We start from the raw sequence: 14,728 nt of genomic DNA, 5'->3' as shown, positions 1-14,728 counted from the left end.
GATTTTAGTCTAATTTTTATAAATTTTTTCTTCTTTAATACCTGATTTTTTCATAAAAAATCTAAAATATTAGAGCTGATTTTAGATTTCTTATGAAGACAAATAGCTACTTTATTATTTAACTTTTTGCTATTTCCTATAAATTAAACCTAATTCTTCAATTAACCAAAAGCTAATTGTAGAATGTAGAGCTTTACTCAATTAAAATTATTGTCTAACCTCGAAATTGCTTTTCTATGAAATTAACTAACAATTCCCTGGGAAGAAAACGGCTAGAATTCACAATAAATTGATTAATGAAGCCACCCGGGACAGTATTTGATTTTCTGTTTTCAAGGGCTTTAAGGGCATCTTTGACAACTTCTTTAGCTGAAGTTAAACTACCGTTATTTTTATTGATAAAATTGTCTGGAAAATCCGCCACTTTAAAAAAATCAGAATCTGTCGGACCAGGACATAACGCGAGGATATTAATATCTGTTCCTTGGTTCTCTGCCCACAACGCTTCAGAAAAACTGAGAACAAAGGCCTTTGTTGCCGCATAAACTGATAAATAAGGCAAGGGCTGAAATCCGGCAATAGATGCAACGTTAATAATATTTCCCGTTCCTCGTTGTTGCATCTCCGACAAAAATAAATGGGTCAACTCCACCAAAGCAACTATGTTGAGTTGAATCATTTCCACTTGGCGTGGTAATTCCCGTTGGATAAACGCTCCATAATCTCCAAATCCTGCATTATTAACCAAAAAATCAACGCTTAACCTTTTTTCTGCTATAGTATCATAGACTTTTTTAGCAGCTTGTTGATCAGTTAAATCTTGTATAATCACCTCTACTTTTATAGAGGCTTGATGTTGTAACTTTTCAGCAAGTTGGTATAGTTTATTTTGGGAACGGGCAACTAAAATCAAATTTATCTGGCGCATCGCTAATTCTTGAGCAAAAGCTGTTCCAATGCCAGAAGATGCACCAGTAATCAGAGCCGTTTTCATGGTCATCCCACTCAAATCTAGTAAGGGTCGCTTTACTTTAAGGATTGTAACGCATGATCAGATTAGTCACCGGGAAAATTGATAGTGATGGAAAACTTGCCTCTATTGAGCTACCACAGCAACTAACCAATCAATTATCCGTCGATGTTTAATGAAGGGTGCTTCTACTAAATCTCTGATGTTGACGAAATTTCTTCAATCTCTGTCCGACTTATGGAGATCGCAACAAGGCCGGTTCTCTCTATCCTTGATGGATCGCTACATTGGAGGCGAACTGATCCCCCCGTTTATCTTTAGCGTGGGACTGGTTTCGTCGTTGGGGGTAGCGATTGGTTATTTATCAGATTTAGCAAATAAAGTGGTGGAATCAGATCTTCCCCTAATACAAGCCCTGGAGATTTTACTTCTAAAAGTACCTGAATTCACCGCCTATGCTCTACCGATCTCAGTTATGTTAACTACATTACTAACATATGGCCGTCTCAGTAACGATAGTGAATTGATCGCATTACGCGCTTGTGGAGTGAGTTTATATCGTATAATTGCCCCCGCTTTGGTTTTTAGTTTATTAGTTACAGGGATTACCTTTGTGTTTAGTGAATTAGTCGTCCCTGGTGCTAATTACCAAGCTACATCTATATTAGTTAAATATCTAAAAGAAGAACATCCTTTTTGGCAAAATAAAGATATTTTTTATCCTGACTATGAAGAAGTCGATTTACCAAATGGAGAAACAGTTAAACGGTTAAAATATTTATTTTATGCTGAAAAATTTGACGGTCAACACATGAAAACCTTGACCATTTTAGAATGGATAGGAACTAACCTCAACAAAATAGTTGTGTCCGATTCAGCTACTTGGAATTCTAGAGAAAATACTTGGGATTTTTTTGATGGAACAATTTATAAACTAGCTCCCGATGCTTCCTACAGAGATATGTCTCCTTTTAAACATTGTCAGTTAGCTTTAGCTAAAGCTCCCTTTGAATTCGCTCTTCAAAGTCGAGATCCCTATGAAATGAATGTCATTCAAGCTCAACAATACATGAAGCTATTGAGGATGATTGGGGATGAGAAAAACTTGCGAACTTTTCAAGTGCGAATCCAACAAAAACTTGCTTTTCCTTTTATTTGTGTCGTTTTTGGTTTAGTAGGCTCGGTTTTAGGGGTAAGACCTCAGCAAATGGGGAGAGCTACCAGCTTTGGCTTCAGTGTGGTGATTATTTTTACTTATTATGTCTTGGGATTTATTATCGGTAGTTTAGGATTAATAGGTATTATTTCTCCCTTTATGGCTGCATGGTTGCCTAATTTTCTTGGCTTAGGAATGGGATACTGGTTACTGTATCATTTTGCTAAATCTTAAATTTTCCTTAGTTTTACTTTCAGCAGAGAACGAACAAAATATCAAAATACTGTTAGAGATTATTTGCCGGTTAATTTTCATGATTTTTGTATCGTTGCGTTACTCTGATCAACTTTCTCGAGTATTGAGAGCTTGAAGAAACTTATTAATTATTTGTATCTGAATGTTAATAATTATGAAAAACGCTAAGATAGATTACATATGAAATGTTTTAAAAAAAATGCTAGACTCCTCACCTAACGAATCAGAGCTACTGACAACAACCCTTGAGCTTTTATTAGAAGACTTTCAATACTGGTTTTTCCGCGCACAAACTTTATTAGAATCAGAAAGAATTACTTTACTTTCCCCTGAAGAACAAAACAATCTGCTTGCCCGGGTTAATAAGAGCCAGCAAGAAGTGATTACGGCTCAAATTTTATTTAAAGCAACCGATCAAAAAGCGGGAATTGATACGGCTATCTTAGTCCTTTGGCACAAATTAGTGGACGAATGTTGGCAAGTCTCTATGCGGTGGCAATCACACAAAGCCAATAAGACTTAAGTTCCCCTGGTCTTATTCCAAGCTCCAGAAATCTACTAAATGATAATTGTCACTCACGATTCTTGGTAAGCTAGTCAAGTAAACCTTAATTAATTTTGATGCCCTCTACTACTGTATAAACCTTACGTGACTACTGCTTTTCGGATAATTTTAATGTTATATCTACTTTACGTTCTGACGTTTGCCGTGATTGCTTTTCTTGTTGTGAGTAATTAAATTCGAAGTTTAATTAAGGTTGGTATTGATTACCAAAATAATCATTCACTGAAGAGAAATACTTTAATAAATCGAAAAAGTAATTGGTAAAATGCTCAAAAAATTGTTCATCCTGAGTTACTAGATGAGATAGAAAATACCACTAATGAACCATTATTAGTGATGCGTTCGGTGACGGTTGAAGATGTAAGATAACAACGTGATACTTTGTACAATTTGTTACAGAGTCGATCTCCAGAAAAAGAAAAAAAAGCTAAAAAAGACGGTTCAAACATTGGCAAGAATTACCATAAAACTGAAATTGGATTATTTCAAGTTAGTAACGACTTCTCACTGAGAAAATTAGACATTATTAGGCTTTTGGTCTAGACTTATTCTATTGTCCAAGTTAACGAGTAAGGATTTTTTTAACATATATAGTCTTCCTATACTCAATGACGACGAAAAAGTTTTATGCCTTGTAAGCCCGGTTGGATATAATCTCTGTTCTTGGAAAAAAAGAATAAGTCTTCATCCGAATTGTAATCCGCCAAACACTATATTTTGTAATTTACACACAGTTTGTACCAAACTCTCAATAGAACCAATTAATTAAAATATATCCGTTTATATGGATTCACGTCGAATCCCGATTTTATTAAAGCTTAATACTTAAGCAATCATTTTGAAAAACGTCAAATCTCTTTAACTATTCCTAATCTTAATCAATAAGATTATTCTGGTTTAACCCTAACAGGACAGTTGCAACAAGTTGCCGTCTAACTTGTCAATCCTAAAACTGCTATTATCTTCATTGGTTTGAGTTTAGAAGGAGTAACCATATCATAGTTGAGGGAAAAATATTTTTAAGTACAAAAGTTAATGTCACTTGCACCTAAGTTTTAATTTCTTAACCGTACGTTAGGAATATATAGGGGAAATGAAAGTCAAATAATGGCATGAGACGGAAGAGTTGTTAGCTTATCCTACGAGGAACAGTGATCGCTTTCACCATAATATTAATATGTCACCTATACCAGTCAATATTAAGCTCAACAGTCTCCATGTCCTAGTTTTACAAGGAAAACATTATTAAATTGTCTCAATTGCCCACAGTTGAGATTAAAATTGGCAACATTCTTGGGTAAAATTAAGAATTATTGATAAAGATCATAGACTGACCAATGTCATGAGACAAATTTAGGTGACTATTGAGTAATTTTGTGAGTTAACTTTAGATTAAGATCAATTACAGATTATTTAGAACAATTATGGAAATTAAACTAACAGAGTATGGTCAGCGTCGAAAACGCTTGATGAAAAAAATTGGCACGGGAACTGCAATTTTTCGCAGTGCGCCGACCGTAGTTATGCACAATGATGTAGAACATGTTTTTCGTCAAGACAGTGATTTTTTTTACCTTACGGGATTTAATGAACCTGAAGCCGTAGCAGTATTAGCTCCCCATCATGAAGAACACCATTTTGTACTTTTTGTTCAACCAAAGGATCCTGAAAAAGAAACTTGGACAGGTTATCGTTGTGGTGTAGAAAAAGCTAAAGAATTCTATGGTGCAGATGAGGCATATCCCATTAATGAATTACATAAAAGGCTACCCCAATACATCGAAAAAGCTGACCGTATCTATTATCATCTCGGACGGGATAAGAATTTTAATGAGATGATTTTGTCCCATTGGCAACGGTTAATGGCAGTTTATTCAAAGCGGGGAACCGGGCCTATTGCTATTGAAGATCCCAACCCTATCCTTCACCCCATGCGTCAGGTAAAAAGTCTTACTGAGTTAGAGATGTTACGCACAGCGATAGACATCTCAGTCATTGCTCATAACCGAGCCAGAGAATTTGTTCAGGTAGGGCATTATGAGTACGAAATCCAGGCAGAAATAGAACATACTTTCCGTCTACATGGAGGTACAGGTCCAGCCTACCCCTCTATCGTAGCATCAGGAGCTAATAGCTGCATCCTCCACTATATTGAAAATCGTCGTCAGATTCAAGAAAATGAGTTGCTCTTGATTGATGCTGGTTGTTCCTATGGCTATTACAATGGAGACATTACCAGAACCTTTCCCGTTAGTAACAAGTTTACAGGGGAACAAAAAGCCATTTATGAGTTGGTTTTAGAGGCACAATTGAAAGCCATAGAATCGGTTAGACCTGGAAAACCTTATAATGAGTTTCATGACATGGCGGTCTGTGTTTTAGTCCAAGGGTTGATTGATTTAGGGTTACTAAAAGGAGATTTAGAAGAAATTATCAAAGAAGAAAAATATAAACCTTTTTATATGCATAAAACTGGACACTGGTTAGGGTTAGATGTTCATGATGTGGGGATTTATAAACAGGGGGAAGGAACTTGGCAACCGTTAGAATCTGGTCATCTATTGACGGTTGAACCTGGACTTTATATTAGTCCTAATATTAAACCTACTGAGGGACAACCAGAAGTTCCTGAACGATGGCACGGTATTGGCATTAGAATTGAGGATGATGTATTGGTTACAAAAACAGGTCATGAAGTTTTAACTGCTGGGGTTCCTAAAATGATTGATGAGATTAGTTTGTAAGTATAATTATGGACTCTAAAGCCGCTAGAATATTTAATTCGGTAAAGTTATTATTCATAACATCTACCAATAGCGAGATCGAAAACAAGTGAAAAAATGTTGATTATTATTACAGATGGCTTGAATATAATTATGCCACTGACCACATCGTTGAGAAGTTTTGATATAAAGCATCATAATACTACTTTATACAGAAGTTTTCACTGACTTAAACAACACTGCAAAGTCTTTTAGAAGCTTTGATGCAGATAAATAAATGACGTGTACTATATTTGGTATATTTGCATATAGTGGGGATTGTGCACTGAAAAATTACGTCAAATAAACATATGTTGTTTAGAACAGACAAGGTAGTTGCTATATATTGGAATAATTCGAAATTCTTCGGTAATGACTAGGTATTCTAAGAAATAAGTAGACTAGATTTTAGTTTGAGTGCTCTAAAGTAAAATTGTTATTAATTGCAGGATATGATGCTATCTGAATTTGATACTAACTTTTAATCAATTTTGTAGCCTTCATTAAGGCTCTGCTTGATTAGAGTTCACGAAGTACCAAAAAGGTGAGTAAAAGTCGCCTAAGATTTTTTGACTGTAAATTCATTGATTCTACTTAATTAATTTAATATCTGATAGTAACGTTGAACATATTAACACTTTATTTACAGTTTAACAACTGGAATTTCACTAACTTTGTTTCAGTCTTAATTATATTGGTAAAATAAAATACAAATTCGAGCAAGATTAAAGATATTTTCTTTATTTTTTTCCCAAATTTTGTACTTTATAAACTTTTTTAAATAAACGGTTATCCTATTTATGTCTTTATAGGATTTTAATTTATTGGTATTCCTCCATTTTGATTAATACTTATAGATTTTCAGTTATTCCCGTGATAAGCTCTAATTTCTGGTTATGAGATAAATTTTAAAAAATATTTGATAAACGATTACAGCCTGAGTATTAGGATTAAACAAAACATACAAGTATAGAGATATAAATGACACTTAGCCGTTGATTTGTTCGTAATATTTCTGACATAATCTCTTATTTTTGACAATTTTATCTATATTTATTGATTTTTTACTCTTTATTTATAGCGATCATTTTATGCCTTCAGACAGACCTTATTTGAGTTTATCTGTCAATGTATAAAATAAATAACTTGTAAATCCTTCTTTTTCTTGAAAAATTTATCTAGACATTGTTTTTTTATTGTATTTTCTGACAGTTTCACCCAATGTGTAATTTCTCTAACTTTCCATCCTTATAAAAGATTTCTATCTTTTTTCTAATTCTCAAGGAGATTTTTTTGTCCTGAGTCAACTTTGATAGTTTTTATCATTCTAATTATGTCAGCCTTAAAAACTCAAACAATTTATAAATAAAGCTTTTAAAAAGTTATTATTAATTAATAATATTGCATAATTTACTTAGTAAGACTGTAAAGATATTTACCCAAAAATCAACAATTAATATAAATATATCAATTCCAACAATATGTTAAGCGGTTTGCGAAATATATAGAATAAGAAAATCTTATTTCGATAAGATACTCAATTTAAAGGTAACAGTAACTCAAGATTTTATTGAAACCAAATTAATTTGCGCAATACTCCGTATAAACAACTATTTATTGAAAATATTTACCGCGAGAAGAAATACAAACCTTTTATAGGTAAACACTTTTATAGAATTCAGGAGTTTTCTGAATATTTTGTTGATAAAAAAGAGTAAACTTTTAATAAATAGTTTGTTAGTATAATTTATATTCTTGTGATTTATCATGTCACTAGAAAAGTTTATAAAAATTTTTATAAACAAAAAAATATTTAATATAAAATTATGATCCATCGCACGAAGTCTATCTAATTAAAATCAAGACATAACCGAATATTGCTCAAGTTAAATTCAGATTGTTACCTACTCTTGAACACCTATAATTCAACCACTGTTGTAAAATGATGCAAGCAGCTTGACGATCAATTGCCCCTTTATCCCAAGTAGAAAAACGTTTTTGCGCCTTGAGTTGTGCGATAGCTTCGATAGAGGTTAATCGTTCATCGACATACTCTACTGGTAATTGTAAGGTTCGAGAAATACGCAACGCAAATTTTTGGACTTGTTTAGCTTGAAATCCTAAGCTCCCATCCATATTATAAGGAAGTCCTACAATTAATACTTGTGCTTCCCTTTGGTGAATCAATTGTTGAAGCTGTCGAATATCCTCCCAAAATGAAGTACGGTAAATTGTTGTCAACCCCGTTGCAATTAATCCAGTTCCATCACATCCCGCTACCCCGATTCGCTTTTTACCAACATCTAAGCCTAAGGCCGAAATTCGTTTCATCATTAGATCTAGTTATATCAAGTAAGCCAGAAGGTAGAAGTTAAAATATTTCTCCATCAGCTCGTTTACCTATTGCCATGAGCTCCCTCATCCTACTGCTTTTATGGCTCATCATTAAACTCAGAAGACTTTCCTAAGATTTGTGGCTTATGTCTAGATTGTTTTTCCTTACGTGAATTAGGTTTTTTTTCTGAGGAATTAAAAGATATTTTGAACCAAGATATCCGACTGGGAATAGGAGTCCGAGGAACTGCCTGTAATCCTTGTAACATCTCTGATAAGTGTAATCCTTCAGGCTTAGCTTCTTTTAATTTATGCCATACTGAACGTGACATCAACAGAGTGTGTTGGTTGCGTTGCGCTCCCAATTTCTCCAGATATTCTTCGCGTTCATGCTGATAATCTGTCGAGACCAACTCTAAGCTTTGGGATGGGAAATTCTGCACAATCTGTGCCATTTTTGTGAACAACTTGGGATAGAGCCAAGTGTAAGCTGGATGCACCGTTAACTGAGCTTGATGAGGACTAGACCCATTGGTACATAGAATTAGTTTAAAATAGCCAACAGCCGCCTTACGCTGAGGTTCAAACACATATCCTTGGGCAACATCAGTGTGGTCGCACCATTGTTGAAACTTAGAGACTAACCCCGCTAAAAAGGGAGTCTTAAAATCAGGGAGGTGGCGATCAAAAACCTGACGCAACAGAGGTGGCATGGAAACGCAGTCAAGCTGATAAAGTAAATGAGCATCGGCATTACTCACAGGTAACAGGTTAGGAAAATCAGAGTCTCCTGGGGCAAGTTCTTGCAGTAGTTTCGGTGCCAAAGACCAATATGTTAATTGGGCCAAGGGTTGAAAGCCATTCTGACGGTAGAGAGCAAGAGTACTTTTTTGGCTGATATTGACCTCTAAAACCCAAGTTCTGGCTTCCCAAATAGTTTCAAAACAGTGGCGCAATAGTTGAGATCCCACTCCTTTAGAATCAGTCATCAACTGGGGTTGAGAATCTTGGTTGTTAATCACCACTTGTTCTACACACCAGGTACTACGACCCCTATTAAAGGGACTAATTTGAATAAACCCTTGTAACCGTTCTGTTCCTTGATTTAATAGTGTTTTTGGTTCAGCAATGAAAACACAAAAATGGTGTTGGAACAAGTTAGGAAACCAACTCAAGAATTTGAGAAGTCCAAACCAACGCCGTGCTTGTTGTAATTGTTGAATAAACCCAACAAGATTTAACCCGGGCTGTTCTTGAGCTATCTGAACAATCAAATGTTCTATAGGATCTAAATCCCGATACTGTACAGAACGAATTATGGGGTTAGGGGCATCATCTAAAGAAGAATTCATGGATCGCGGTGGAGAGTATGTCGCTTACTGGCTCTATCTTAACCATTTTTCCATAGTTGTCACCTTCCTTCGCTAAAGATCGAGGTAAGGGAGGAATTAAAAAAACTATAGATGTTTTGCCAGTTTATTTGTTGCCAAGACTTGATCTCTACTTAAATATGATTAGTTTTTGTGGTTGGAGATTTGAGATAAAAACTGATCCTAATTAAATCTAGATAAGCACTTGTTCATGAAAATTTGTAAGCTAGAAGGTAGGTTGCTTGAATAGACAACTTAAATATCAATAAACACTCTAATTCGCGTGGAACAGTCTCTAATGATAGGTCATGTCCTCTCAATGACATTTGGGCTAGCCTAACTTTTACTGATTTGATCCCATTTTGACTTCATTGCCAGCTTACCGACTATCGGTCAAACCTCTTTTAATTGTTCAATGGCTTGGGAAGGAGTCGTTTATGCTTATATTAAAAATAACTACCGTTATCTAGGAAGATGGTACTGTTTCGGATCTATGTTACTAGCTTTAACTATCTCTTTAAGTAGTGAATTGCTTGGGGCTAGTACAGGATTTACTTTAGGTTCTTATAGCTATTTAAACTGATTGGGCTTATAAAATTGCAGGTTTAGTTTCATTTGCAATTCCTTTATCCTGGTTTTATATTGGATTTAGTGTCACCTTATTGCCGTTGTAAGATTAAAGAGTTTTTCTTGTCCAGTCTAAATACAAACCTTAAGTGCTATTGTACTAGTGGCGATTCTATGTAACTTCTTGGAATTTTATATCAGAGCCTACCATGAATTAAACCATTATGCTTTTTTGGGTTTGGGACAGGAGCAACCTTTATGACTGTGGCAAATTTCATACAAACAGTTAACCACCCAACTTTACTTAAAACTGGACTGAATCTACCCTTAGCAATTCATATGAGTCATTCTACTTTCATTAGTTTGGGGACGGATATTTATCCCTTTATTATCTTTGGTTTAATTCTTTTTGTTTCCCTTTATTGCATAGTAGTTATCAACGGCTCAGCTAATTTCTTCGAAAACAGGGTTAGTATCTCATCAGTAAATCCTGTTAAAGTTCTGTCTAAGTAATTAGTTTGTTTATATTGCTTAAAAATAATGTTTTAAGGGTGATTTCTTTATAAATCCTAATTTTTTAGGAAATTACCACCTCTATTCTCCTATCTAGTCTAATTAAGGGGACGATTGGTCTTCTTTCTCTCAAACTTAAATTTTTCACCCCTGAATAGTTAGAGACTATTGGCGTGACTCTTTCCACTCTCAACAAAGTCCATCGCATTGATTCATGTTTGCAAAGATTAAGTCAGCAAAGTTACGAAATTCGGGGGTTTTTGGTAATCGATATTTATTCTTCAGACGGCATTCGAGATAGGGTTAAACAGGTAATCTCTTGTCTTTTCAATAGGTTGTCCGCCCTTGAGCATTGCATACAGAATTTTTGAATAGTTCTCCTAAAAGTCAATAGGTATTAAGCATTGATGCTGGTATTCAACCCCAACAGGGTTTAAGTAGCTAGTTTTATCCTTGCGATGGAGAAAGAAAGATACGATATTAGTTTCTTGGTTTCCTCAATTTATCCTTAAATATATGAAAGAATGGTTGTTAAAACAATATTATTAATGACCCTGTTGTATCAGTTTGATTCAGCCGGAGTTCGAAAATAATCCCCAAAATTAGTGATGTCCAACAGTCAGTGTTTTTTATCTCGGCAGTTGCTCTAGAACAATTGGAAGAATGTTCTAGAGCAACTGGTTCTTTTTTGATGATGTCACTTTGGCACATCGGGCGGCTCAATAGGATTTCAGGGTAGGTTTTCTCGATGGGGCTACCTAATTTGAGTACGAATGTATGAAGGCATTAAGAAAACCCGAACTGAATGGAGATGATCTCTTGCTCTCAAAGACGCGTCATCCAGAATACGATTTTGGATGACGCATCTTTATCATTGTTAACTCAACAATTTTCTTTTGGGGAATTGATGGTTTTGGGAACTTGTTGGATATTAGGATATAATTTTCTTTGTTTAAAACTAGCGATCACTGTCAATTTAGGATTATTATTAATTCATTTGTTTTCAAATCAAATATTGTAGATGTATAAATACATCTACAGTAAAGTTAAGTTTTCTTAAGAAGAAAAGAACATATAGTTAAATATTTAAGATAAAAATTATTGAAGAGACATTAAAAATATAATTAAAAGAAATTTAGTTAAATTATAAATATAAACTTCAGGTATTGAAATAGTTAATTTTTGATATAATTTCTAATTTTAACTAATAAGAATATGTTATATTTTTTAAATAAATTAAATATAATAAAAATATTAAGACTAAATTTAAGTTCTGGTTTTTATATATTAAAAAGTAGTCTCTAAAGAAAAAATTCTGTTTTTATAAAAAATAAATAGGTAAATAAAATTAAACCAATTGGATAAAAAATATTATATTTATTTTGTAAACTAACTTTTATTTTAGAAAAAAATATAATAGAAGGGAAATCGAATCAAGTAAAGGCTTATAAAATTACCGTAACGATATTTATATTAGCGTTTATTTAACTTTTAATAAAAATTAAAATGTCTATACACACTAATTATAAGTCTGCTTTTGTAAAGATTGTTAGGTTAACTTAAACAACTTGAATTCCTGTACTTGATAACCTTGTTATTAATAATTCTAAATCAGGATTTAAAATAGCTTGTCTAGCTTGATTTTTAATATTTTCAGCTTCTTGTTGAGATTGACACAAAGTAAATACTGTTGGTCCTGATCCTGACATCATCGTCCCCAATCCTCCTGTTTCTTTTAATGTTTCTCTTAACTTCATAACCTGAGAATATTTAGGTAAAACTACTTTCTCTAAATCATTATGTAATAACTGACCAATTTTCTGGTTATCTTTGTGACTAATAGCCTGAATTAAAGGACCTGAATGAACTTTAAATATTCGAGAGGTGATTACAGCGCGATCACTGACATATTTATGGCTAAATTGTTGCCGATAAGTTTGATAAGCCCAAGAAGTAGAAACCGCTAAGCTTTGGTATTTTCCTAATACCACCCATAAGCTATCAAGATCTCCTATTGGAACTAATTTTTCTCCTCTTCCAGTAGCGACCACAGTCCCTCCTGCAATACAAAAAGGAACATCCGATCCCAATTTTCCTCCCAACCGTTGTAATTCAGGTATAGTTAACCCCAATTTCCAGATTAAGTTTAACCCGACTAATACTGCTGCCGCATTAGTTGAGCCTCCAGCTAATCCAGCAGCCACAGGGATACGCTTATTTATAGTTATATCAACTCCCCCATAGTTAGCGAAAGCTTCACTAAATTCAAGTTTCATTAATTGTGCCGCACGATAAGCTAAATTAGTCTCATTGGTGGGAACTTGAGGATGGGAACAAGTTAAACGAAAGTCTTGGGTCCCATGAGAACGAATTTCTAAACGATCAGCTAAATCAATACTTTGAAGAATCATTACCAATTCATGATAACCATCTGGACGATCACGAATGATTTCTAGATACAGATTAATTTTGGCTGGAGCAATTAAAGTATAGGATTGCATAATCGAGTGAATTAACAAATCAGACTTCAATGTCTTTCCCTATCTTCCCACACACATCACCTTTTTTGTGACGACTCTTAATATCAATCTTATAGGGCATGATTCGGGACTCTCCAAATCCTGAAAGACAAAGAGAATTTCTTCATAAATCAATATAGATATTAGAATCCATGACCTGAATTACCTTCACAAAATCCATTTATTATAATTCTGATAAAAGTAGTCACTTTGAAAAAAGTTTATAATAGAACAGTTAAAATTATATCTCTAAAATAGAATAGAGAGGATTATCGAAAAATCTTCCTATATTGTATAGTTTAATCCTGGTAATTAAAAGTGTTTTCCGAAAGTTATTCGGTTCAACTATGAAAAATTGTATTAATAATTAATTATTGGCTCCTACAGTATTAGGTCCTACAACAGAAACATAGGGAGACAGTAAATATTTATTAGAAACTGTTTGTATCATTTTCGAAGTTACTTGGTTAATTTGATCTTGAAACTCCCGATCAAATTCGATTCCTAGTCCCAAAGTTTCATACCAGCCATATAAGTTAGCTATTTTTGAATTAGTTTGTTTACCTAATGCGTATTGTCCCAGTAGCTTATTTTTGGTATACTGCAATTCTTGTGGGGTTAATTCCTGATACGATAAACGTTCAGTTTCTTGTCGCAATCGTTCAATAGCAATAGTAGTTTTGTGAGCAGCAGTTCCCATATAAATGACAAATTGAGATGGTTTTAAATGAGTAGGATAAATTGCCGAAATATCATAAGCTAATCCTTGTTTTTTACGCAATTCTGTAAATAAACGACTCGATAACCCATTACCTAGATAGGTACTTAATAATTTTAAAACAGGATAGTCAGGACTGTGGACTTCTGCAGTCAAATATCCTAACATGACAATGGATTGTTGAGTTTCTTGGAAGGTAAATTTATCACAGGGACGAACTTCAAGATTAGGTAAAGTAGGTATACTTATGTTATGGTCATAAGGAATTGACCAATCACCAAAGGTTTTTTCTACCCAAGAAACAGCCTGATCGATATTTAAAAAACCTGATAAACTAATAATTAGATTATCGGGACGAAAATAATTCTGATGATAACGCTGTAAATCTTCCCGAGTCAAATTTATCACGGTTTCCTCTTGTCCTAAAATAGGAGTTCCATAAGGGTGATCTCCATAAATAGATGCTCGTAACTGATTAAAAGCTATACTCAACAGTTGTTCTCGTTGAGACCGAATGCTTTGACGGATTAGGTTTTTTTCTAAAGCGACTTCGGCTTCAGGAAAAGTCGGTACTCGCAATATCTCTCCGACTAACGCCAACATTTCCTGAAAATCTGAAGAAACGGTTTTTACCCCTATCACTAAATAGTCAGCCGTGGCATTAGCTCCTAAACTGGCTCCAATAGATTCAACCGCTTCAGCAATTTCTACTGAAGACAAGTTATCAGTTCCTTTGGTAATTACCGTAGTTAAAAGATGGAACAGTCCAGTTTTTTCTCTTGGTTCCCATAAGCCTCCAGCGTTTTTTAGAAAAATTCGACCTGAAATTAAATCTACTGTGGGGTTTTCTTTTAAAATGATTGTTATTCCATTGTCTAATTTTAGATAATGAGGTGATTGCTGGCTGTTTGTTACTTGAACTTTTTGCATATTGTGTTAACAATTTTTGGAAAATTAACATGGTTGCACTACTGTAATAGCATATCCGTTCACTTGACA

Annotated in this window: 14 protein-coding genes; 9 read left to right on the top strand and 5 right to left on the bottom strand. The window is 34.1% G+C overall.

Going from position 1 to position 14,728, the window contains the following annotated elements; translation table 11 throughout:
- Nucleotides 1-214: 214 nt before the first annotated feature.
- Entirely contained in the window at nucleotides 215-1,000 is a 786-nt protein-coding gene (locus RGRSB_RS03420; RefSeq protein ID WP_119259844.1) for an SDR family NAD(P)-dependent oxidoreductase, read from the bottom strand.
- Between the two features lie 172 nt (nucleotides 1,001-1,172).
- Here RGRSB_RS03420 and RGRSB_RS03415 point away from each other — a divergent pair, with 172 nt between their 5' ends.
- From RGRSB_RS03415 to RGRSB_RS03400, 4 genes are all read left to right on the top strand, one after another.
- A complete protein-coding gene (locus RGRSB_RS03415) occupies nucleotides 1,173-2,360 on the top strand; it encodes an LptF/LptG family permease (RefSeq protein ID WP_119260939.1) in 1,188 nt (395 codons plus the stop codon).
- Between the two features lie 220 nt (nucleotides 2,361-2,580).
- Nucleotides 2,581-2,904, top strand: coding sequence for a DUF2605 domain-containing protein (locus RGRSB_RS03410; RefSeq protein WP_119259843.1), 324 nt, complete (start codon nucleotides 2,581-2,583; stop codon nucleotides 2,902-2,904).
- Nucleotides 2,905-3,222: 318 nt separating this feature from the next.
- Nucleotides 3,223-3,315, top strand: coding sequence for a DUF2973 domain-containing protein (locus RGRSB_RS11040; RefSeq protein ID WP_269460807.1), 93 nt, complete (start codon nucleotides 3,223-3,225; stop codon nucleotides 3,313-3,315).
- Between the two features lie 1,055 nt (nucleotides 3,316-4,370).
- Nucleotides 4,371-5,690, top strand: a complete 1,320-nt coding sequence (locus tag RGRSB_RS03400) for an aminopeptidase P N-terminal domain-containing protein (protein ID WP_119259842.1) — start codon at nucleotides 4,371-4,373, stop codon at nucleotides 5,688-5,690.
- Nucleotides 5,691-7,589: 1,899 nt separating this feature from the next.
- Here the strand turns inward: RGRSB_RS03400 and ruvX are convergent.
- Together ruvX and RGRSB_RS03390 are read right to left on the bottom strand one after the other, a co-directional pair.
- Nucleotides 7,590-8,039: a Holliday junction resolvase RuvX gene (ruvX, locus tag RGRSB_RS03395; RefSeq protein ID WP_119259841.1), complete on the bottom strand. Its 450-nt coding sequence runs from the start codon at nucleotides 8,037-8,039 to the stop codon at nucleotides 7,590-7,592.
- A 101-nt stretch (nucleotides 8,040-8,140) separates the two neighbouring features.
- Nucleotides 8,141-9,394, bottom strand: coding sequence for a GNAT family N-acetyltransferase (locus RGRSB_RS03390; protein WP_119259840.1), 1,254 nt, complete (start codon nucleotides 9,392-9,394; stop codon nucleotides 8,141-8,143).
- A gap of 433 nt (nucleotides 9,395-9,827) precedes the next feature.
- Here RGRSB_RS03390 and RGRSB_RS10700 point away from each other — a divergent pair, with 433 nt between their 5' ends.
- The 5 genes from RGRSB_RS10700 (at nucleotide 9,828) to RGRSB_RS03380 (ending at nucleotide 11,513) form a co-directional block, all read left to right on the top strand.
- Nucleotides 9,828-9,995 (top strand): carotenoid biosynthesis protein, encoded by a 168-nt coding sequence (locus RGRSB_RS10700; protein WP_119259839.1) that lies wholly within the window; start codon nucleotides 9,828-9,830, stop codon nucleotides 9,993-9,995.
- 13 nt (nucleotides 9,996-10,008) lie between these two features.
- Nucleotides 10,009-10,086: a hypothetical protein gene (locus RGRSB_RS11035; protein ID WP_420823004.1), complete on the top strand. Its 78-nt coding sequence runs from the start codon at nucleotides 10,009-10,011 to the stop codon at nucleotides 10,084-10,086.
- A 157-nt stretch (nucleotides 10,087-10,243) separates the two neighbouring features.
- A complete protein-coding gene (locus RGRSB_RS09865) occupies nucleotides 10,244-10,492 on the top strand; it encodes a hypothetical protein (RefSeq protein ID WP_145961881.1) in 249 nt (82 codons plus the stop codon).
- Nucleotides 10,493-10,665: 173 nt separating this feature from the next.
- Nucleotides 10,666-10,863, top strand: a complete 198-nt coding sequence (locus tag RGRSB_RS09860) for a glycosyltransferase family A protein (protein ID WP_145961880.1) — start codon at nucleotides 10,666-10,668, stop codon at nucleotides 10,861-10,863.
- Nucleotides 10,864-11,297: 434 nt separating this feature from the next.
- Entirely contained in the window at nucleotides 11,298-11,513 is a 216-nt protein-coding gene (locus tag RGRSB_RS03380; protein ID WP_119259838.1) for a hypothetical protein, read from the top strand.
- 538 nt (nucleotides 11,514-12,051) lie between these two features.
- On the opposite strand, the gene ispE is transcribed toward RGRSB_RS03380, so the two are convergent.
- Both ispE and RGRSB_RS03370 read right to left on the bottom strand, forming a co-directional pair.
- Nucleotides 12,052-12,993, bottom strand: coding sequence for a 4-(cytidine 5'-diphospho)-2-C-methyl-D-erythritol kinase (ispE, locus tag RGRSB_RS03375; protein WP_119259837.1), 942 nt, complete (start codon nucleotides 12,991-12,993; stop codon nucleotides 12,052-12,054).
- A 385-nt stretch (nucleotides 12,994-13,378) separates the two neighbouring features.
- Nucleotides 13,379-14,659, bottom strand: a complete 1,281-nt coding sequence (locus RGRSB_RS03370; RefSeq protein ID WP_119259836.1) for a M16 family metallopeptidase — start codon at nucleotides 14,657-14,659, stop codon at nucleotides 13,379-13,381.
- Between the last annotated feature and the right edge of the window lie 69 nt (nucleotides 14,660-14,728).

It is taken from the genome of cyanobacterium endosymbiont of Rhopalodia gibberula (assembly GCF_003574135.1).
Classification (GTDB): Bacteria; Cyanobacteriota; Cyanobacteriia; order Cyanobacteriales; family Microcystaceae; genus Rippkaea.
This window is presented reverse-complemented; position numbering and strand designations above follow the sequence as displayed.